20 protein-coding genes and 2 pseudogenes are annotated in these 22378 nt (G+C 38.9%); 7 read left to right on the plus strand and 15 right to left on the minus strand.

Translation table 11 applies throughout. The annotated features are described in order from the left end of the window. Positions 1-8: 8 nt before the first annotated feature. The 5 genes from ACTJJG_RS03145 to ispH form a co-directional block, all read right to left on the minus strand. Positions 9-818, minus strand: coding sequence for a PilX N-terminal domain-containing pilus assembly protein (locus ACTJJG_RS03145; protein WP_017481716.1), 810 nt, complete (start codon positions 816-818; stop codon positions 9-11). After that, positions 815-1816, minus strand: a complete 1002-nt coding sequence (locus ACTJJG_RS03150; protein ID WP_057061737.1) for a PilW family protein — start codon at positions 1814-1816, stop codon at positions 815-817. Before ACTJJG_RS03150 ends, ACTJJG_RS03145 begins: the two co-directional genes overlap by 4 nt. After that, the gene (pilV, locus tag ACTJJG_RS03155) at positions 1816-2376 is read right to left on the minus strand and encodes a type IV pilus modification protein PilV (RefSeq protein ID WP_081037637.1); all 561 of its coding nucleotides are present in this window, start codon (positions 2374-2376) and stop codon (positions 1816-1818) included. Before pilV ends, ACTJJG_RS03150 begins: the two co-directional genes overlap by 1 nt. Beyond that, positions 2370-2843, minus strand: coding sequence for a pilus assembly FimT family protein (locus ACTJJG_RS03160; RefSeq protein ID WP_005067119.1), 474 nt, complete (start codon positions 2841-2843; stop codon positions 2370-2372). The genes pilV and ACTJJG_RS03160 overlap by 7 nt, the downstream gene beginning before the upstream one ends. A 169-nt stretch (positions 2844-3012) precedes the next feature. After that, complete coding sequence (ispH, locus tag ACTJJG_RS03165) at positions 3013-3963, minus strand: 4-hydroxy-3-methylbut-2-enyl diphosphate reductase (RefSeq protein ID WP_002116992.1); 951 nt, start codon at positions 3961-3963, stop codon at positions 3013-3015. Between the two features lie 122 nt (positions 3964-4085). Between ispH and gmk the strand changes: the two genes are divergently transcribed. The 5 genes and pseudogenes from gmk to ACTJJG_RS03190 all read left to right on the plus strand — a co-directional run bounded on the left by gmk (position 4086) and on the right by ACTJJG_RS03190 (position 7911). Further along, positions 4086-4715 carry a guanylate kinase gene (gmk, locus tag ACTJJG_RS03170; RefSeq protein ID WP_002116973.1) on the plus strand — a complete coding sequence of 210 codons (630 nt, stop codon included), beginning with the start codon at positions 4086-4088 and terminating at the stop codon, positions 4713-4715. Between the two features lie 72 nt (positions 4716-4787). Then, positions 4788-5066 carry a DNA-directed RNA polymerase subunit omega gene (gene rpoZ, locus ACTJJG_RS03175; RefSeq protein WP_002116990.1) on the plus strand — a complete coding sequence of 93 codons (279 nt, stop codon included), beginning with the start codon at positions 4788-4790 and terminating at the stop codon, positions 5064-5066. 38 nt (positions 5067-5104) lie between these two features. Continuing rightward, positions 5105-5260 (plus strand): annotated as a pseudogene (locus ACTJJG_RS03180) (hypothetical protein). 15 nt (positions 5261-5275) lie between these two features. After that, on the plus strand, positions 5276-7381 hold the full coding sequence (locus ACTJJG_RS03185) for a RelA/SpoT family protein (RefSeq protein WP_032057263.1): 2106 nt from the start codon (positions 5276-5278) through the stop codon (positions 7379-7381). 146 nt (positions 7382-7527) lie between these two features. Next, the gene (locus ACTJJG_RS03190) at positions 7528-7911 is read left to right on the plus strand and encodes a RidA family protein (RefSeq protein ID WP_002116996.1); all 384 of its coding nucleotides are present in this window, start codon (positions 7528-7530) and stop codon (positions 7909-7911) included. Here the strand turns inward: ACTJJG_RS03190 and ACTJJG_RS03195 are convergent. Next, positions 7901-8028: pseudogene (locus ACTJJG_RS03195) on the minus strand (hypothetical protein). The gene ACTJJG_RS03190 and the pseudogene ACTJJG_RS03195 overlap by 11 nt on opposite strands. Before the next feature lie 102 nt (positions 8029-8130). Here ACTJJG_RS03195 and ACTJJG_RS03200 point away from each other — a divergent pair. Beyond that, positions 8131-8325 (plus strand): bacterioferritin-associated ferredoxin, encoded by a 195-nt coding sequence (locus tag ACTJJG_RS03200; protein WP_000289091.1) that lies wholly within the window; start codon positions 8131-8133, stop codon positions 8323-8325. 243 nt (positions 8326-8568) lie between these two features. Next, positions 8569-9033 carry a heteropolymeric bacterioferritin subunit Bfr gene (bfr, locus tag ACTJJG_RS03205; protein ID WP_005067113.1) on the plus strand — a complete coding sequence of 155 codons (465 nt, stop codon included), beginning with the start codon at positions 8569-8571 and terminating at the stop codon, positions 9031-9033. Between the two features lie 42 nt (positions 9034-9075). On the opposite strand, the gene ACTJJG_RS03210 is transcribed toward bfr, so the two are convergent. The 9 genes from ACTJJG_RS03210 to gltB form a co-directional block, all read right to left on the minus strand. Beyond that, a complete protein-coding gene (locus ACTJJG_RS03210) occupies positions 9076-10704 on the minus strand; it encodes a PglL family O-oligosaccharyltransferase (protein ID WP_017481721.1) in 1629 nt (542 codons plus the stop codon). 105 nt (positions 10705-10809) lie between these two features. After that, a complete protein-coding gene (locus ACTJJG_RS03215; RefSeq protein ID WP_032063181.1) occupies positions 10810-12123 on the minus strand; it encodes an O-antigen ligase family protein in 1314 nt (437 codons plus the stop codon). Between the two features lie 57 nt (positions 12124-12180). Further along, positions 12181-12618 carry a pilin gene (locus ACTJJG_RS03220; RefSeq protein WP_004789794.1) on the minus strand — a complete coding sequence of 146 codons (438 nt, stop codon included), beginning with the start codon at positions 12616-12618 and terminating at the stop codon, positions 12181-12183. 348 nt (positions 12619-12966) lie between these two features. After that, entirely contained in the window at positions 12967-13527 is a 561-nt protein-coding gene (locus ACTJJG_RS03225) for a TPM domain-containing protein (RefSeq protein ID WP_032057259.1), read from the minus strand. After that, positions 13521-14603 carry a TPM domain-containing protein gene (locus ACTJJG_RS03230; protein ID WP_032063182.1) on the minus strand — a complete coding sequence of 361 codons (1083 nt, stop codon included), beginning with the start codon at positions 14601-14603 and terminating at the stop codon, positions 13521-13523. Before ACTJJG_RS03230 ends, ACTJJG_RS03225 begins: the two co-directional genes overlap by 7 nt. Before the next feature lie 24 nt (positions 14604-14627). Next, positions 14628-15218 carry a LemA family protein gene (locus ACTJJG_RS03235; protein WP_002117090.1) on the minus strand — a complete coding sequence of 197 codons (591 nt, stop codon included), beginning with the start codon at positions 15216-15218 and terminating at the stop codon, positions 14628-14630. A 130-nt stretch (positions 15219-15348) separates the two neighbouring features. After that, positions 15349-16236 (minus strand): metal-dependent hydrolase, encoded by an 888-nt coding sequence (locus ACTJJG_RS03240; RefSeq protein WP_014207824.1) that lies wholly within the window; start codon positions 16234-16236, stop codon positions 15349-15351. 173 nt (positions 16237-16409) lie between these two features. After that, on the minus strand, positions 16410-17831 hold the full coding sequence (locus tag ACTJJG_RS03245; RefSeq protein WP_002117101.1) for a glutamate synthase subunit beta: 1422 nt from the start codon (positions 17829-17831) through the stop codon (positions 16410-16412). 69 nt (positions 17832-17900) lie between these two features. After that, on the minus strand, positions 17901-22376 hold the full coding sequence (gene gltB, locus ACTJJG_RS03250; RefSeq protein ID WP_014207826.1) for a glutamate synthase large subunit: 4476 nt from the start codon (positions 22374-22376) through the stop codon (positions 17901-17903). Positions 22377-22378 lie beyond the last annotated feature (2 nt).

Below are 22378 nucleotides of genomic sequence, written 5' to 3' on the forward strand. Positions count from 1 at the left end.
ATTCCCCGTTATGAACCTGGTGCCGTAATTTGAGTGAGTTTATTGGTATAGTTAAATTCTTGAACTTGAGTACTAAAAGGCACGTTATGATTTGCCAAACACTCCGCCAATGTTTGTTTAGCCGTTAATGCGGTATCAAAATTGTCGCTAATTTTTGCTGCACTCGTGCTTAAGCAATCTCTTTGTAAAGTTTCAATAGAGGTAGATGCATAGGCTGGCAAAAAAGCAGTTGTAATCACCCGAATACGTTGCGTAGACAACATGCTTTTAGGTAGTTGCGTACCTTCCGAGGTGTTTGTTCCTCGTGGTAAATTTGAACCTGGAATATCGTTAGCAGCATCTGTTGGAACACTTACAGCAACTTGGGTAACCACTGCTTGACGATTACTTCCATAGTCAGTTGTTAAATTGCAGAAACCCGCCACTCCGCCATCTTCGACAACCGCATTATTGGCACTTCCTGCTCGAAGTAAACTTGCGCCTCTAGTCTGAGCAAAATTTGTTGATGTAGAAACAGGCTTATAACAAAAATTGTATTCTGCACCTGGGTTACTTTCATGCTCTTTAAGCGCGGCACCAATCACATTAGTAATATTAGTTAGGGTGGTAGGATTCATCTGCACAATGAGTTCTAAAGGAGTGTCAGATGACTGAAAATTTAATTGGCTAACTTGGCTATTGGTAGCAACTTTTAAAGAAACAATAGCCACTCTTATTGCTAAAACGCCTACAGAAATAACAATCAATAAAATAATAAGCACAACAATAAGGGTTGCCCCTTTTTCCTTAGATCTACTCTTATGAATTAAATGGGTCATAGACTTTCCCCCATCGCGTTGCGTAGAGCAATTGTTAAGTTATAAGTGCGGCGTAAGAATCGAGTTGTATTATCAGAAGCATGCACGGTTTGATCTAACATAAAAAAAGATTGCTCAGGATCTATTGCTTTGCTTTGGGCATTATTAGTAGAGCGCGCTAATACAGATATTTGTATTGAAAGAATTCGTGGCGGCATCACAGATGGTGTGGCATCTCGGGCAGCCTGTGCAGCAGCGCGATATTGGGGAATGGTATAATAAGCAAAATTGCCAGCCGCATTTTTTGCACCAAACAGCACATGGAAATGATCAATACGCGGCAATACAATTTGACCAGCGTCGCCTAACCCAGCAACAGTGGTCGGTTGAGCTGTGGCTACAGCAGAGGGAGTATTTGCATCACATGCAAGTGCATAATCTTGCTGGGAACTACCATTGCTATCCAGACGTAAAAAATAACGCTCTACAATTAAATCACCTGCAAGTACATTTACACCTTCACAATTGGTCATATTCGTAGGTGCAATAAATTGGATAGTCAGCTGATCACTTTGCACAGCAGTATTTGAACTGTTCTGTATATTTGAAAGACCTTTCCAGTGATTACTCACAGTACTCACCGTATCCCCTGCACCACGACTAAGTAATGTGTCAGCAATATAAGTATTTGTTCCAACGTTAGGGACAAAATTAACATTGTTGTTATTGGTTGCAGTTGAAGCAGTTAATACAACACCGCCCCAAGGGGTCGTATCAGTTAATATTGGGTTGGTTACATTTCCATAATTTAGAAGCCGTATATCACGGGCAATATATTCCAAACCAAAAATACCGCTATCTTGTATTTCAGCATTTGCTTTTTGTAGACGGCTTGATAGAAGTCCACCAATAAATAATTGAGTCGCCACGGCTACCAAAATTAGACCTAAAGCCAATGCAACCATCAGCTCAATTAATGTAAAGCCTCGCTGCTTCCATGATACAAATGAGTGAGCCATTAATATGCTTCCATCATTAAACAGTTCGAATTATTGGCATAAACGCCATTTGTACTCATACAGCTCGACACATCCGCGCTAGTGACTCCCTCATTTGTTGTAATTACTGGAGCGGTTTTCCCCCAAAAAACAAACAAACATTGCCTCTGCTGGGCCATTGTGCTTGTAACCCCTGGGCAATTTGTCATTGTAATTTTCATGCCAAGTTGATCAGCATTTCTTGCTGCTTGATATGCATCAAATTGGGCAAGCTGAGAAGGTGTACAAGCCGCATTGAAACACAATGTAGGAGCTGCGGTGGTAGATGAATAATTGCTATAACTACGGACAAATGCGGGATACTGACTAGCTTGAGAACTATTTACGCGAATGTTTTCTGCTAATCCTCTCATGATCATAATCGCTTGAGATTTGCTTAATGCCTCTGAAGAAGCATCCATAGCACGGACTTGCAAGGCAACATATCCTAAAACCCCTATCGCAATTAAAATTAGGGCAACCAACACCTCTAATAAACCCACCCCAACTTGAGCTTTTTGTTTAGAGCCCTGCATTAACATGTCTCCTCAGCTTTAAAAATTAATGTGCCAAGCTTTGTTAAAATAAGAATTTTCTTTTTATTTATTTTTGAATTACAAATAGATAAAAGTGTGTCTTGGGTGATGTTGGTTATCACCCCATTCGCATTAAAAGTTAAAGTCGTCGCTGTTAACGAACTCTGCGTACCATCAGCAGCGATATTTTTAAGCTCAAGACTGTTATTGGAATCAGCTTTCCAATTCAAGGAAGTGGGAGTATTTAAAGCTGTTGAATTCAGATTAATAGAAACGTCTTGTCGACCAAGTATGGCTTGGCTCTTTGCTTCCGATAAAGTATTGATTAGATCTCGTTGGTTTCCATCTAGTCGCTTACTTTCTAATAAATTCGACATAGATGGCGCGGCCATCATCGCGATAATAGCCATGACCGCAATCGTCACCATAAGCTCAACCAAGGTGAACCCGTCTTGCGGAATAATTCCCCTCATCCCCACACCCCAAATAAACTTTAAAATTTTTTATTTATTAATTAAATTTTACGTCTTATGTTTACAAAACAAATACAAAGCAGATAAAGGGTATAAAAAAACAGATAACTGTCATATCAACAATTATCTGTTTAACTTTTTAAAATCAGTATGTTAAATGCATCACACTTTAAGCTTGAGTCACATGAATACGTAATTCCTTAGGAAGACTAAAGGTTATGTTCTCTTCACGCCCATCTAATTCTTTCGGTGCTTGAGCACCCCAATCTTGTAAACGTTGAATCACTTGTTTAATCAAAATTTCTGGCGCAGAGGCACCAGCAGTAACACCTATTTTACACGTCTCATTAAACCATGACTGCTCTAACTGATCAGCATTATCTACAAGGTAAGCGGCTTTACCCATACGCTCTGCAAGCTCACGTAATCGATTTGAATTTGATGAGTTAGGTGAACCTACAACCAATACGACATCACACTTTTCAGCTAAATCACGTACAGCATCTTGTCTGTTTTGAGTTGCGTAGCAAATGTCATCTTTACGTGGGCCCTGAATATGCGGAAATTTTGCACGCAAAGCATCAATAACTTTAGCTGTATCATCAATAGATAGCGTTGTTTGAGTCACAAATGCAAGTTTTTCAGGATGTCGAACGGTAAGTGCAGCGACATCTTCTTCATCTTCAACCAGATAAATATCACCGCCTTTTAATTTGTCATATTGCCCCATTGTGCCTTCGACTTCTGGGTGCCCTTCATGACCAATTAAAATAGCTTCAGTACCTTCACGCGCATATTTAGTCACTTCAATATGAACTTTAGTCACTAGAGGACAAGTCGCATCGAAAACTTTTAAACCTCGGCGTTCAGCTTCTTGTTGAACTGCTTTTGAAACACCGTGCGCACTAAAAATTACAATTGAGTCATCCGGAACCTGATCTAGTTCATCAACAAAAACGGCCCCTCTTTGACGTAGGTCATCTACCACAAATTTATTGTGTACAACTTCATGACGTACATAAATAGGAGGGTTGAAACATTCTAAAGCCCGATTGACGATTGCTATGGCTCGATCAACACCGGCACAAAAACCACGCGGATTAGCTAACACAATTTCCATAACAGCCTCAAAATTAATAAAACAGGGGAATTTCTCTTGAATATTTGCAATTAAAACTATTCAGTTTAAACGCACGGTACACTACAATAGCGAAGATATTTTATCATATCAGGAAAAATATCATGTCGGGTCTATTGTTTGTCGTTTCTGCTGCATCAGGAACGGGCAAAACATCTTTGGTAAAAGCCCTGCTTGACCGTGTGAGCAATTTACATGTTTCAGTCTCGCATACAACCCGAGGTCAACGTCCCGGTGAGTTAGATGGTGTTCACTATCACTTCACTACAAAAGATGAATTTCTAGACCAAGTCAACCATGATGGATTTATCGAATACGCTGAAGTATTTGGTAACTACTATGGCACTTCTCAAGCTACGGTAAAACAACAGCTAGCTCAAGGACACGATGTCTTACTTGAAATTGATTGGCAAGGTGCAGAACAAGTACGCAAACTTTTCCCTGAATCCAAGCAAATATTCATTTTACCCCCAACTCAATTTGATTTACGTCAGCGTTTATCTAACCGTGGCACGGACTCAGTTGAAGTCATTGAGCATCGTTTAAGCTGTGCAGTAGAAGATATGCAGCACTACACGAACTTTGATTACATCATTATCAATGATGATTTTAATAAAGCTTTACATGAGCTTGAAGCTGTGATTACAGCAAACCGTTTAGTGCTATCTCAGCAAGCAAAACGTCACCAAACTTTAATTCAAGACTTGATTACTCCTCAACCAAAACAGGAATAACTTGAGTCTAGATCGAAAGCCTTTTATACTATTTAGTCTGTTCAAATTTACCATTCCAAAACGAGAACTTTTATGGCACGCGTCACCGTTGAAGATTGTTTAGATCATGTAGACAACCGTTTTGAGCTTGTGCTCGTTGCAAGTAAACGTGCTCGTCAATTGGCACGTCAAGGCATGGAGCCAACTGTAGAATGGGATAACGACAAACCGACTGTAGTTTCTTTGCGCGAAATCGCGGCTGGGCACGTTACGAAAGAAATTCTTAAACAACGTGAGCAAGATTACCAAACTTCTAGTCTTGATCTTGCCCTTTCTACAAACAGCTTGAATTTAGAAGGTTTTTCTTTCTAATTCACCCTGTTTCATAAAAAAACCATCGTTTTTCTGCGATGGTTTTTTATTTGGCTTTGTCCCATATTTAAACATATTGAGAAAAGCAATTATTTTCATTGAAAAAAAAATACACTTTTTCAAATGAAAAAATTGACAAGTTCCGCAATATGCTTTTCATTAAGAAGCAGATAGATTTAGTTTTTCAGCAATAGGAAAAAGGGTGATTTATGCCAGGCGAAGAGGTCAGCCAAGCCAAGCAACAGCTCAAATTAATTATCGACCCTTACTTATCGGTAAGCGAAGTCGAAAAAGTGCTTGCTGCCTGCGATTTTGCCGATCTAGCGCACACTGGCATTACGCGTAAAAGTGGCGAACCCTATATTCTGCATCCGATTGCTGTAAGCTGTATTCTTGCAAACATGCGTTTAGATGCTGAAACTTTAATGGCAGCACTTTTGCATGATGTTATTGAAGATACTCAATATACAAAAGAAGATATTATTGAGAAGTTTGGCCTAACCGTTGCAGAGCTAGTCGATGGTGTAACCAAACTTAGCCAATCAAGCGATAAAGAATATAATAAGGCAGCTTCATTCCGAAAAATTCTGCAAGCGACCTTACAAGATCCGCGTGTCATCATTATTAAATTAGCAGATCGCTATCATAATATGACAACTCTAGGTGCTTTACGTCCAGATAAACGTGCCCGCATCGCTCAAGAAACTTTTGATATATTTGTACCGATGGCAAGATTAGTCGGCATGAATGAAATGGGCGATAATCTAGAGAATCTCTGCTATCAAAACCTTGACCTTGATATGTTTGATAACGTTCAGAATGCTCTGCTACAGACAAAGCCAGAACGTTGTAAATATCAAAGTATCTGGGAACAAAACCTCGCTGAACTTCTGCATAATTATCATATCCAAGGCCGTATTAAAAAGAAAAATAACAATATCGAATTATTACGCCATTTCGTTAAAAACGAGATGGATCTCCAAGAGCTTACCCATAGTCATGCTTTCGAAATTGTTCTACAAAGCATTGCCGACTGTGACCGCCTAGAAGAAGCATTAAGAGAAAACTTTCAGGTTATCCAGTACCAAGACCACATTCGTCGACCATTACCCGGCGGTAATCAGTCTTTATTGATTAAACTTAAAGGCGAAAAAACAACACTATCTCTTACCATTCAAACTGAGCTCATGCGTAAAGCTGCCCGTTTTGGGGTAGTTTTAGGTGAAAATGCGCCGCAAACTTGCCGCTCTGCCATTCAGGCTTCAATGCAGAACTTAAATACATTGATTGACGGTGAATGTGCTAAAACAACTTTTAATGATTTACTTGATTATCTACATCAAGAAAAAATCTGGGTATATACACCACACGGTCAACTGCATGAGCTACCGCAAGGCGCTACTGTAGTTGATTTTGCTTATTCAGCAAGCTTATTTTTAGGTAACCATGCGGTTGGTGCAAAAGTCGATGGAGAGATTAAACCACTCTCTACCCCATTAGTTAGCGGTCAGGTTATCGAGATTATTACGGATGTTTTGGCAACACCAAACCCAGACTGGCTAAGCTTTATTAATACGCAAAAAGCGCGTCGTGCATTACAGCATGTGCTTAAAGATCAAGATATCGAAGAACAACGTCTTGTTGGTGCACAAGCACTTTCTCGTGCATTAAAACTTTTTAATCGTTCAATCAATGATCTTTCTGAAGCGGACTGGTTAGATCTATTGCAATGGCGCCACATCGATAATAAAAATACATTGTTTGAACAAATTGCGGTTGGCGATTTACTACCTCAACTTGTAGCAAATCACTTATTTGCTCATGACAAACATCCGCAAGTAGAAAACTCAGATCGACTTATTCAAAGTACGGAAGGAGTCGACGTTAAATATGCACACTGCTGCAATCCTATTCTAGGCGATCCAATTCAAGGACATTTAACACGTCGCGGGTTAATTGTGCATCGAATTCGATGTCATAACTTGCTACATGAACAACATTTACACCCTGAAAATATCATGCCGCTTCAATGGAAAGCAGATGATGTAGATGATGTCCGTTTTACAGCATATCTTGCTATTTATATGGCAATGAGTGACGAACAGGTATCAGACCTAATCTATCAATGTCGTAAAAATAACGCTGGGGTAGAGATGGTTCACTCAAATGAGCAAAGAACTTTTGTGAATATTGTAGTGAATAACCGTAAACATATTGCAAAAGTCATTCGTGATTTACGCATGCACTATGGTTTCCCACGGATTGAACGTTTAGACGCTCCTGCTCCACAAATGGAAATTTCAAAAGTAAGTTAAATCTTTATAGAGACTATTGGTTATAAATTTTTGTTTCCTTAACAAAATCAAACTTTCCAAATTCACTTAATCAATTAAATCGATGATACTTTTGTCCAAAGCTATCATCGATTATGATGGAAATAGATTTAATCAAGGAGAACCAAATGTCCCGCCAAGTCATTCATACTGAAAATGCCCCTGCTGCTATCGGCACATACTCTCAAGCTATTTTAGTAGACAATACGCTATATCTTTCAGGGCAAATTGGTTTAGACCCATACAGTATGGAACTTGTAGAAGGTATCGAAGCTCAAATTCGCCGTGTATTTGATAATTTAAAAGCAGTTTGTGAAGCTGCTGGTGGTTCACTTGCAGATATTGCTAAGCTCAATATTTTTTTAACTGATCTATCAAATTTCCAACTCGTAAACCAAATTATGGGTGAATATTTTGCTCAGCCCTACCCTGCACGTGCAGCTCTTGGTGTAGCAAGCTTGCCAAAAGGCGCACTAGTGGAAATGGACGGAATTGTAATTATTAATCAATAAGATATAAATTTTCAAACTATCCAATTTTAAATATTTAGTTTTTAAAAAACGAACCACCTTGGCATAAAAATCTAAATTCTTTTTAGATTTCCGCTTAGGTGGTATTTTTTTATCCAAAATCCCAATAATGATAAATGAGATTTTAAATGAATTTCATTGACAAACGATAATAATTATCAATAATATCAATTATCGCATTTATATTTGGGGATCACTCCCATGTACGTTTGCTTGTGTCGTGGCATTACCGATCAGGATATTAAAGACGCTATTGAAAATGGCGCTGAAAGCTATCGTGAAATTCGCGATTTGCTTGATCTTGGTACATGCTGTGGACGCTGTGCACCAGAAGCTCGCGCTATTATTAGCGAAGAATTAGCAGAAATCGCTGCTCGCATTTCTGTAGCTGCATAATAAAAATTAATATTTAACAAAATTTATTGACTCCTCCACCGCTTTTTGCGGAACCTTTATAGTTCCTCATTCAAGCGGTTTTTTTTGACATAAAAACCTCCTTTTTAATATTGTGTTGTTTTTGATTGCGATTTTCATTTGCTGTTCCATAAATTACTCGCCATCTCCATGATTGTTCACTAAAATGGATTTATAGATTGCCTTAATTAAGTTTGAGGCAGAAATTGTTTTGGAGTAGCTACAATGAAAGGCAATCGTGATGTCATTAATCAGCTTAACCAAGTGCTGTATCATCATTTAACTGCAATTAATCAATACTTTTTACATTCACGCATGTTTAATGACTGGGGAATTGAGCAGCTTGGCTCTGCTGAATATAAAGAATCAATTCGTCAAATGAAGCATGCAGATAAAATCATTGAACGTATTTTATTTTTAGAAGGACTACCTAACCTTCAACATTTAGGTAAGCTTTATATTGGTCAACACACAGAAGAAGTTCTGCACTGTGACATTCGTAAAGTAAAAGAAAATATAGAAGCAATTCAAAAAGCGGTTGCTTTAGCTGAAACAGAGCAAGATTATGTCACTCGTGACCTTGTTCAAGAAATTCTAGAAAAAGAAGAAGAATACTGGGACTGGCTAGATACTCAAATTGATCTTATTGGCAATGTTGGTATTGAAAATTATATCCAGAGCCAAATGTAATTTCTCATAAAAAAATCCCCTTATACTTAAGGGGATTTTTTATTACTTCTCTTTTAGTAATTCTGATAGCGTTATTTTTTGCTTATAAAGATGTTGCAAAATAAATATTTGCTGCTGTGCCTGTTCTACTTTCCCGTTGTAAGCGAGCAATTTTGCGTATTTACGTAAGTTATATGGAGTAGGCTTATTCTTTATAAAATTTTCCCATTCAACCAAATCACCTTCAGATAAAATATTTTGGGGATTAAGTTCTATCCAACTTAAACGCTGCTCAAACTGTGTTAAAACAAAAATTTTACCACTTCCCATAAATTCAGCGTTTGGACGCTTATTATTAAAAAGCAAATTACTATTCAGAACATAGACATTGTAATCACGTAGAATTGCAATAATAAGCAATAAACTTACAACCCATGATAAGCGAAAAAGATGTTTGTTGAGGATAATTCCCTTAAGTACAGTAGTTTGTGCTTGCACAATACCCAGTAGGAATCCACAAGTAAGTAAGAAATAAGCATAGCGCTGTGGAAACTCTAACATGGCATGAATAAGCACTGTACAGACCATCATAATCGCTATAATCGAGATGGTATTTTTAGCCTGTTGATTTAACCAAATAAACCAGCAAGCAAAGTAGGTAATGATTACAGTACCCAAGGGAATACCATTCCAGATAATTAAATCAAGCAGTACATTATGTGCACTAGTCGTCCACTCTCCTGTTGGGAAAGCATGGTAAACTGTCATTTGTGCCACACTGGTTTGATTCCAACCATAACCTAACCAAGGGTGCTGCTGTACAGCAAGCAACATTTGTGACCAGATATTAAAACGCAAATACCCAGAGCTTGCTCTTTCAACCAAACCACTTGCTTCGGTTACATCAGTACTTGACCATGCTTCAATTAAATTAGTAGCAAATGGTAGAATTACACCAGCCATTACGAAAAAACCGACGCACCACAAAAAACCTTGAAAAACTCCAAATCTTTTTTGTTTCCCAAATTGTTTAACTATCCAATAGATGAATAAAAATGGAAAAACGATCCATGATGTTCGTGACTGACTCAAGGCGATCGTAAACAGAATAATGAGGGCTGAAGGCAGGAGTAACCAGACGGTTGCCTTATTTTTTTCATATAGATACAAACATCCTAATAACCCAATAATTAGGAATGTTGCCATGTTGTTGGGTTGACCAAAATTTCCGTAAGGACGGTTACCAATCAGATGAAGGGTATAAATTAAATGTGATTCAATATTCAACCATTGAAAAATTGCTATAAGACTAGTTAATAGCGATGTAATAATTACTAATAAGCTAAAACCTGAAAAAATTTGATCTCTCTTTTTTTGATCTAAAGATAGGTTGTAGCCAGCCAAGACCATAAACCAAAAACCTAATAAGTAAAATGTACTTAATAAAGCCGTACTTAAATCAAAAACTAAACCAAAGCCCCACTGCACAATAGGAATTAAAGTAAATGGTAGCAACAATATCTGTGCTCTAGGAATTTTAATATTTTGTTGAAGTAAAGCAATTAATACACATAGCCCAGCCCCAAAAGTACTGACTTCACTTGAGAACATGACCCACGGGCTGTAGTGAAATGGAGACAACCATGCAAAACCCAACAGGATTGCAGCGAAGAACAGAAAGAATACTTGCATAGTGAGAGGCTAGAGACCAAAACTTGTGAGAATTATACATGGAAGTCTAAAAAAGAATGTATGAAGTCTAAATGAAAAGACCTTAATAAAATTTAGTATAAAAAATTAAGGAATGTGTGAAGCTGGTATCAAGTGCTGTGTACTACCATACTCCCAAAAATTTGGTGCCATCCGTCCGACATAACTCGTACACCCCCAGCAAGTTAAATCTTGTCCTAAGTACATAATCGTAATGTATAAAAATAAAGCTCCCCATAAAGCAATTAGTAGTTTTGTAGCTCTATAAGGATATTTCAAATATTCTTTAGACTGCTCCGACTGAGAAAAAGCAAATGCTAAAAATAATATACAGGCTATTTGTGAAGCGGGATAAACCATACTTCCTGAGAACATCGCATCAACTAAAATTGCAATTAAGCCAGCTTTCGTAATAGGTAAAGCATCCTTATCTCGAAACAACTTAACAACTTGATATATCATCCAAACTAAAAAAATACACCCAACTATTCCCCATTCAAAAATTAACCTTAAATATAAATTATGTATGTGATGTCCATATTTATATTGGATTTCTGAGAGATACCCCCCCCCAACTCCAGACCATGGCTTTTCTTTCCATTGCTCAAAAACAAAACTCCACATCTCTGCACGCATGGATGTCCCCACTCTCATTACGGTCATGGTATTTTTATCAGCGAAATAAATCGTAGTTTTATAAACTACAAAAGCAAAAAAAATGTAAATACAGCTTTGCAAAATGAGCTTTCGATTTTCTCGAGAGTAGATAACGAAAACTAACAATCCTGTCGCTACAGCAAATAAAGCGGATCTAGCTCCATCAAAAAACCATGCTAGAGCAAAAAAGAAACTAGCAAATGGATAAAAGTAATGAATATATGGATACTTTTTATTTTTCAAAAAAATTAGAAAAAAGAATATAGGCACGATAATACTGTCATAAATTCGGATCGTGCCAGAGTTAAATTGCCAATCAAACCATTGTTTATATAAAATAAAATTAGCGATAGAGATGCAAATAAATAAACATGGAATAAATGCTGAAACAACGATCAATGCTAAGCCATGTTCTATATTTTTTACATTCTTTAAATCATATGGCAAAGCAGAAAATATAAATAGTAATGCTATCGCAGACCAAAGTTCTTGAAACTGAAAAATGCTATAAGTTGTTATCTGTATAGCAATTAATAAACCAATCAGAAAAAAAGTAATTTGAGTGGAAATTGAATATTCTATTTTTTTTGTAAAAATCAAAATTAACAAAGCAAATAGTGCCAATGGAAACTGTAATAAACGAAGTTCATCATATTGGAAAACTGACCAACCAATTTGATAACCTAATAATGCTGTAATGAGATAAATTCCTATTAGTAGGAACATTATATTTTTTTTCAACATATTTATTTTCTTCAATAAAAAAAGAGAGGTAGCAACCTCTCTTTTTTTAGCTATTTATTACGAAGCACCACATGATTTAGGACGTAAATTTGTTGCAACATCAGTTTTACAACGCCATGTACCCGTAGTGCCTGCTGTAGCACTATCAGCTGTTCGTTCCCAAGAAATTTTCTTACCGTTGATTTGTGAAGTACCTTGCAATGTACATTCAATTGTTGTCAATCCAGTAGTAGCAACAGATACTGAAATAGAAGAACAAGCATTACTCGAGCTTTGTAGTCCTACGTCAGATGCTGCAGATAAATTAGCTGCTAAACCTTCTGCTAATTTAGTTTCTGTATTAGTTTTACCAGCTGTAATATCGGTTAAACCTGTTCCTACTTGAGACTTAGCAATATAGTTTTGATATGCAGGAATCGCAATTGCTGCCAAAATACCAATAATGGCAACCACGATCATAAGCTCAATTAATGTAAAACCTTTTTGTGCATTCATAGCCTTTTCCCCAAAGATTGTATGTATGTTTTTATATAAGCTTTTTCAGCTATCAACTATATTGCAGCATCCATGCCAACTTTTATTTTAATTAAAAAACAAATATTTATATTAAATTTAACTATTCTTAAATATTAAATCGGTGTAAATAATTGACAAAAATTGTCACTCAAACTTTATTGGTAATATGTCACTAATAAAAAATAGCTCATCACTTATTTCAATTTTTTAATTCTTTATTGTGATAAAAATCTCATTAAAAATAAATAAATAGGTGACATTTTTTGTCAGTCACCTTTAAAAGTAAAATTATGAAAATTAGCTAATATAAGAATATCAAAAAACGAGCTAATTAAGAATAATCGGAGCATTGCCTAATTCATTGGATTGATCGGGCATGTTTTCGTCATAAAACCGTGACATCACCTCTCCAATTTGTTGTACGCCCATCACTACAGCTTGCTGATATTCTTTTTGCTTAAGCTTTTGTACTATTACTTCACAAATCTGTTGCCAGACTTGATCGTTAGTCGCATTTCGAATGCCACGATCAAATATAATTTCTACCGTTCGTTCACATAAATTTAGGTATAACAATACGCCGCTATTTAATGCAGTATCCCAAACGCCTAGTTCTGCAAATAATTGCTGTGCTCTTAAACGCGTGTTTTGTCTATAAGCTTGTGAACATGGAATATGGCCTTCAATTACAACCTGTATTTCTCCAACATGGCCATGTTCTGCCTGCTGTACAGCATCTGCGATAGCTTGCTTATCTTGTTTTGAAAAATAACGACTACTAGCAGGTAAATAACATAGATGTTTAAACCAACGTTTTAGACTTGGCTCTACAGATTCTTCAATTTTTGGTTGAGTAATAATTTGTGTTGTTTCTGATGTTGTTACCATGAGCCTGAAGCACCTCCACCGCCAAAACGGCCTCCGCCGCCACCATAGCCTCCGCCACCTCCGCCGAAGCCTCCTCCACGTCCACCGCCACCAGAACCACTCAGAATGGCCTGTAAAATAAATTGGGCAATTGATGTAATGAGTAAAAAGAAAATACCAAAACCAAGTAGTAAGCTAGTGACTAGCCCTGCTCCATTTACGAATCCTGCTACTGCAGCAGCAACACCAGCTGTAGATGCACTAAGCGGACGACCGACAATAAATGAACCCACAATTCCAGCAACAAGAATAAATAAAGCCATTGTCAGCGTTGTCTGCTTGGCTTGCTGTTCTTCTGCAGCTTGATGCTGACGTTCTTTTAAATCTTGAGCAGCTTGCTGTGCTACTTCTGGGTCAAGATTTAAAATTCTTCCAATTTCATCGATACCTGCACTCAAACCTTGTGCATATTGGGCTTGTTTAAAATAAGGTGTAATTTGGTTTCGAATGATCCGACTTGCCACAATATCCGGCAACACACCTTCTAGGCCATAACCAGTTAGTATTTGTATACGGCGGTCATTTACAGCGACTGCAATGAGTAATCCATTATCACGTTTAGATGATCCCAATTGCCACTTTTCACCAATACGTAACGCATAATCAAAGATATCTTCTTGACCAGTTGTGGGAACAATCACAATACCAATCTGCGCTTTGCCTTGTTGGTATAAACTTAGAATTTTTTGATTAAGTTGCTGCTTCTCAGCCTCGCTTAAGATATTGGCTTGATCAATAACAGGCTGGTTTAAAGTTGGCAAACCACGAATTGATTCCCCATCAGCCATATCATTAGTAAATTGGACTTGAGGAGCAGGACTTGAAGCAGCTTGCCCCTCTATTTTAGTTGCAGCAGCTTGAGTTTGTTGCTTTTGAACAATTTTGCCAGCAACTATTGCGTCTCCCTCATCGGTAGCAGTTGCAATATTAGTTTCACTCCATGCCGTATTCTGAAAAAGAACACCACAACAAAGCAAAATTAAGGTCGAAATAAAGACCTTAATTTGCTTTGATTGAAGCAATAGAGTATTTCTCATACGGCACTCCTTTGATTTGTAAAATTAATCAAAAGAAACTTTTGGAGCCTGTTGTGCAGATGCTTCTGCAGAGAAATTGGCTTTTGGATGCATACCAATTACTTTTGCTGTTACTGCCTGAGGGAACTGACGCACATATGAGTTATAGTCTTGTACTGTTGTAATATAACGATTACGCGCAACAGCAATACGGTTTTCAGTACCTTCAAGCTGAACTTGTAGTTCTTGGAATTGAGTATTGGCTTTCAAATCTGGGTAATTTTCCGAAACAGCAATGAGTCGAGATAACGCCCCTGTTAATTGACTTTGAGCCTGTTGATATTTTTCAAGTAAAGCTGGGTCTTCTAAAACTTCTTTATCAACTTTTAAACCTGCCACATTAGAACGTGCCTGTGTCACTTCAGTTAATACTTGCTCTTCGTGCTTAGCATAACCCTTAACTACGTTCACAAGATTTGGTACCAAATCTGAACGACGTTGATATTGGTTCTGTACTTCAGACCACGCTGCTGTTACAGCCTCATCTTTTACTTGTAGAGTGTTATAGCCACATCCCGAAAACAGTAAGGTACTGGCAAGTGTTGTTGCGATCGCAAATTGTTTCAACGTTTTCATCGTCACATTATCCTCAAGTTTTTCTTTATATTTTTAACCTCTTTACCTGATTGTATGATGAATTAGGCATTATTGTGTTGCTTTTATTTTATTGATTTTAAAAAACCGGACTTTTAAATCCGGTTATCTATTAGCTCAATCGCTGATCTTTTTCTTGTTCAAAACTTGCCATTTGATATTCTTCTGCCAAAGAGCTTTTCCAATAATTAACCATCCTGCCATAATCTTTTTGACTCGGATGAAAGTCTTTTTTGTAATATGCAAAGTATTCAGGCATTAACTGAACAAGCATCTTCATCAGCAAATATAATCCAAATAAATTACCCCCGATTTTAGGTAAGCTATTCCATTTATCTTGCCAAAATAAACGAGTTGTCCCATAAAAAGCGAGGCTCGCAAATCCTGTAGTGACGCTACGCATTAATAATCTGCGAATACGATCATCACCATATACATGTTGATAAACATCAAATGCAACCGAACGGTGTTCAATTTCTTCAATCGCATGCCATACCCAAAGTTTTAGCGCATCTTCATCTAGCGTCTTTAATAACTCCGGGTGCTGTAAGACATATCCCCCAAGTAAAGCAGTGAAATGTTCAAACGCACAGGTCAATGCCAATTGCAGCTTAGGTGGAATTGTTCTTAAATATTTATCCCGCTCATTTAGCCAATTTTGAAAACTGTCCAGATTATAATCATCCCGTCGCCAAGCTTCATTAAATTCGCCATGTGCTTTGGAATGCATGGCCTCTTGTCCAATAAACGCCGCAATTTGTGCTTGTAGCTGAGGATCCGAGACTTTATCACGCACATTACGTACGCTATTTACAAAAAATTGCTCACCTACCGGAAACGTTGATGAGAGTGCAGTTAAAAAATGCGACATGAGGGGTGAATTTGCAAAATAGTGCCGCTTGATGGCCTTTGGATTAAATTCAAGACGACGCACTGTAATACCCAACGCTTTTCGACGATTTAAATATGATTTTTCTGCCGTCATACCTGCGATGTTCATATTCAACACCTACTGTATTGAAGAAGGAAGTTTCGAGTATGTCTCGAGCTTAAAAAGCTAAAAAGGGCAAAAAAGCTTATTATATTTGCCAAAAACATCAAAGTGACTAATGGCAGCCAATAAAAAAGCCTACTTGAAGTAGGCTTTTTTCAGTTATTTAACAAATTAATTTATTAAACACCAAGATAATCCAAAATGCCTTCAGCAGCTTGACGACCTTCCCAAATCGCTGTCACAACAAGGTCTGAGCCACGTACCATATCACCACCAGCAAAGATTTTCGGGTTTGATGTCTGAAATTTGAATTCTTGCTTTTCAGCTGCGACAACACGGCCTGAACCATCAAGATTGATATTCACATTACCAAACCAGTCTGCTGGGCTTGGGCGGAAACCGAAAGCAAGTAAAACTGCATCAGCTGGTAATACTTCTTCAGAACCAGGAATTGGCTCAGGACTACGACGGCCACGACTATCTGGTTCACCCATTTGTGTCGTTACCACTTTTACGCCTGTTACCTTGCCATTTTCACCAACGATTTCGACTGGTTGGCGATTGAATAGGAATTTCACACCCTCTTCATAGGCATTTTTTACTTCACGCGCAGAACCTGGCATGTTGCTTTCATCACGACGGTATGCACAAGTTACATCGTGAGCACCTTGGCGCAATGAAGTCCGGTTACAGTCCATTGCGGTATCCCCACCACCTAGAACAATCACCTTTTTCCCATCTAAGCTGATGTATTCACTTGGATCTTTTTCCCAACCTTGACAACGATTCACATTAGAGATTAAGAAATCAAGTGCATCATAAACACCATCAAGATCTTCACCCGGGAAACCACCTTTCATGTAGGTATAAGTTCCCATACCCATGAATACTGCATCATATTCTGCAAGTAATTCATCAATCGTGATGTCTTTACCAATTTCAGTATTTAAACGGAATTCGATGCCCATGCCCGTGAAAATTTCACGGCGGCGTTTCATGACATCTTTTTCCATTTTAAATTCTGGAATACCGAATGTAAGTAAGCCACCAATTTCAGGACGCTTATCAAATACAACTGGTTTAACACCACCACGAGCTAGAATATCCGCACAGCCTAAACCTGCTGGACCAGCACCAATAATTGCAACTTTTTTGTCAGTCCATTTTACGCCTGACATATCTGGACGCCAGCCTAAAGCAAAAGCTGTGTCATTGATATATTTCTCAGCATTACCAATGGTTACTGCACCAAAACCATCATTTAAGGTACAAGCACCTTCACACAAACGGTCTTGTGGGCATACGCGACCACATACCTCAGGTAGTGTATTGGTTTGATGACAAAGCTCAGCAGCTTGGAAAATTTGGCCTTCAGCGATCAGTTTTAACCAGTTTGGGATGTAGTTATGTACAGGACATTTCCATTCGCAATATGGGTTACCACAGCCTAAACAACGGTGAGTCTGATTAGTGACAGTTTCCGATGTAAAAGGCTTATAAATTTCCACAAATTCTGCTTTGCGGACAGTAATATCTTTTTTCTCTGGATCTTGGCGTGGTACATCCAGAAATTGAAAGTCATTATTTAGGCGTTCTGCCATGTCTCTCTCCGTGGGTAGGCGCGGATTTCCTTGTTGCCCGCACCTGCCTATGTCTTTGCAGTCGTGGAATTATTGTGGGTCAGCTTGTGTTGTTTTCAAAAGCGTTTGCAAATTAGCAGCTTTTGGTTTCACAAGCCAGAATTTACGGCTGTAGAAATCGAACTCATTGCGGATTTTATAAGCCCAAGCACTACCAGTTTCTTTGATATGCTCATCGATAATACGCAACAAGAACTCTTTATGATCTTCCATAGATTCTGTTGAGATACGATTTAAATCAATCAATTCATGGTTGTAGTAATCTACGAAGTCATTATCGAGGTCAAGTACATAAGCAAAACCACCAGTCATGCCCGCACCAAAGTTATGGCCTACTTTACCAAGTACAGTCACAACACCACCTGTCATATATTCACAGCAGTGATCACCCGCACCTTCGATTACAGCAAATGCGCCAGAGTTACGAACTGCAAAACGCTCACCCGCTGTACCTGCTGCAAAAAGCTTACCGCCAGTTGCACCATACAAACAGGTATTACCAATAATTGCTGTGTTCTGTGTTTGGAAAGGTGAACCTTGTGGTGGGAAAATCGAAATACGACCACCCGCCATACCTTTACCTACATAGTCGTTTGCATCACCTTCAAGACGGATGTGTAAACCACCAGCATTCCAAACACCAAGCGACTGACCAGCTGTACCAGTTAAGTTCATTACAACTGGATGAGCTTCCATACCCAAGTTGCCGTAGCGACGAGCAATTTCACCCGAAACACGAGCACCGATTGAGCGGTCACAGTTCACGACGTTGAAGTTGAACTGACCACCAGCGCTTGACTCAATTGCAGGAAGCATTTCAGCGACCATTCTCTCAGCCAATACACCTTTATCAAATGGTGCATTACCTTCTACTTGACAGTATTGTGCTTTACCTTCAGCAGAAGGATGAGAAGTTAACAGAGCACTTAAATCAAGGTGAGCATGTTTTTCAGTTTCACCAGGCAATACTTCAAGCAAATCAACACGACCAATTAAGTCTTTCAATGAAGAAACACCTAATGCTGCCAACCATTCACGAGTTTCTTCCGCAATAAAGTGGAAGAAGTTGATAAGCATTTCTGGCTCGCCAATATAGTGCTCTTGACGTAAATGATCTTGTTGAGTTGCAACACCGGTTGCACAGTTATTTAAGTGACAAATACGGAGGTATTTACAACCTAGAGCGATCATTGGTGTTGAACCAAAGCCGAAACTTTCAGCACCTAAAATTGCTGCCTTGATTACATCAAGACCAGTTTTTAAACCACCATCAGTTTGTACACGTACTTTTCCACGCAAGTCGTTTACACGAAGTGCTTGATGCGCCTCACTCAAACCTAATTCCCATGGAGAACCCGCATGGTGAATTGAAGAAAGTGGAGATGCTGCGGTACCGCCGTCATAACCTGAAATGGTAATGAAGTCTGCATACGCTTTTGCAACACCAGCAGCAATCGTACCTACACCCGGCTCAGATACCAATTTCACCGATACCATTGCTTTCGGGTTAACTTGTTTCAAGTCAAAAATTAACTGAGACAAATCTTCAATTGAGTAAATATCATGGTGTGGCGGAGGTGAAATTAGCGTTACACCAGGTACCGAGTAACGTAAACGTGCAATTAAACCATTTACTTTACCACCTGGTAACTGACCGCCCTCACCTGGTTTTGCACCCTGAGCAACTTTAATTTGCAATACTTCAGCAGAAGTTAGGTATGCAGGAGTTACACCAAAACGACCAGATGCGATCTGTTTGATTTTCGAGTTACGAATTGTGCCGTAACGAACAGGATCTTCACCGCCTTCACCAGAGTTTGAACGACCGCCAATCGTATTCATCGCGATTGCAATTGCTTCATGTGCTTCTGGAGAAAGAGCACCTAAAGACATACCTGCCGAGTCAAAACGAGGCAAGATATCTTCAACCGATTCAACTTGCTCAACTGGAATTGAGTTCGTTGTTTTTAACTTAAATAAGTCACGAATAGTCGCTACTGGGCGGTTATTCACCAGCTCAGCATATTCTTTAAAGTCTTCGTATTTACCAGAGCGAACGGCTTTGTGTAATGCATTAATTACATCTGGGTTGAACGCATGATACTCTTTATCAAATACGAATTTGAGCAAACCACCCTGATCAATTGGCTTACGATTTGACCAAGCTGTCGCTGCTAATTTTTTCTGGTCTTTTTCAAGATCAGCAAATGTTGCGCCCTGAATACGACTTGGAACACCTAAGAAACATTGATCTACCACTTCTGATGATAAACCTACTGCTTCAAAAAGCTGACCGCCACGATAAGAAGCAACTGTAGAGATACCCATTTTTGAAAGGACTTTTAATAAGCCTTTCTCAATACCTTTACGGAAGTTTGCTTGCGCATGGATTGGGTCACCTAAAAGCTCACCTTTAGCGATCAAATCATTGATCACGTCATATGCAAGATATGGGTAAACTGCGGTTGCACCAAAACCAAGTAATACCGCAAATTGATGCGGATCACGTGCAAAACCAGTTTCAACCATGATGTTTGCATCAGTACGCAGGCCAGTTTTGATGAGGTAATGATGTACCGCACCTGTTGCAAGTGCTGCGTTTGCAGGTAATAAACCTTGGCGGATATTTTTATCAGTTAAAACAATTAAAGTTTTACCATCACGAACCGCTTGCGCCGCTTCTTCACAGATACGCGTGATCGCAGCTTGCAAGCCTTCTTCTTCGGCATAGTTTAAATTGATATCAACTGCTTCATAACCCGGACGCTCAATGCTACGGATTTGCTGCATTTTTGAATTTGACAATACAGGGCTAGAGATGATGATACGGTCAGCATGCTCAGGGCCTTGCTCAAAGACATTTTGTTCACGACCTAAACAGGTTTCAAGCGACATTACAATTGACTCACGTAGCGGGTCAATTGGCGGGTTTGTCACTTGAGCAAACTGTTGACGGAAGTAATCTGTTACGTGGCGTACTTGACGAGATAATACAGCCATTGGCGTATCATCACCCATAGAACCAACAGCTTCTTGTCCGCTTTCAGCGATTGGACGTAACAACTGGTCGCGCTCTTCAAATGTCACCATAAACATTTTTTGAGCCGCTTTTAAAGCATCGCCAGTTAAACCTTTATCGACTAATTGCTCTTCAAGTTCTGGGTTTGCATTTAAACGAATCGCATGATCACGTAACCACTCACGGTACGGACGCATGTTTTTCAAATGTGTACTAACATCTTTAGTATCAAGTACTTTGCCTGTTAAGGTATCAACTACCAAAATTTGGCCAGGACCTACACGACCTTTAGAAACTACGTCTTCAGGCTCATAACCCCAAACACCGATTTCAGATGCCAAGGTAATGTAATCATTTTTGGTAATTACCCAACGCGCAGGACGCAAACCGTTACGGTCAAGCATACAGATTGCATGACGGCCATCTTGAATAACGAGACCTGCTGGGCCATCCCAAGCTTCCATATGTTTAGAATTGAACTCATAGAATGCGCGTAAGTCTGCATCTAAAGTTTCTACGTTTTGCCAAGCTGGTGGTACGAGCATACGTAAGGCACGGAATAAATCCATACCACCACCGACTAAGATCTCAAGCATATTATCTAAGCTTGAAGAGTCCGAACCCGTACGGTTAACGATTGGGTTAAGCTCAGTAAGACCTGGTAATAATGGGTTTTCAAATTTAGGAGTACGCGCCAACGCCCAGTTACGGTTTGCTGTAATTGTGTTGATTTCACCATTATGAGCAAGGTAACGGAATGGTTGAGCCAACGGCCAACGCGGCAATGTATTAGTAGAGAAGCGTTGGTGGAATACCACGATATGTGATTTTAAACGCTCATCAGCTAAGTCTGTATAGAACTCAGCAATTGCAGCCGGCATCATCAAGCCTTTATAGCTGATTACTGTCGAACAAAGCGTAGTCACATAGAATGACGGATCATTTTGTAATTGTTGTTCTGCACGACGACGTGCTAAGAATAATTTACGGTTAAATTCAACTTCAGTCACACCCATTGGACAGTTCACAATGACCTGTTCAAAAGCAGGGAGCGATTGAAGCGCAATTTCACCTAGTGCATCGTTATTTGTAGGGACAACACGCCAAGCCAGTACACGTAGGCCATCTGACTCGATTTCTTTCGTTAAAATATTTTTAGAATGTTGCGCTAATGCCGGATCAGTATTTAAAAATACAGTACCCACAGCAAAAATTTCACTCAGTGTAATATCACTCAGTTTTTTTGCTTCATCACGGAAAAATTGCTTTGGCATCGCCAATAATAAGCCGCAACCATCTCCCGTCTTGCCATCTGCGGCAATACCACCACGGTGCGTCATGCAACTTAAACTGTGAATCGCGGTTTCAACTAGATGATGACTTGATTCACCCTTCATATGGGCAATCAGTCCAAAACCACAGTTATCCTTAAACTCATCAGGTTGATATAAACCTTGAGCGGGAGCTACAGTATTAGGCGATGGCATGT

This window comes from Acinetobacter sp. 22512, from assembly GCF_052044755.1.
GTDB lineage: Bacteria > Pseudomonadota > Gammaproteobacteria > Pseudomonadales > Moraxellaceae > Acinetobacter > Acinetobacter pittii.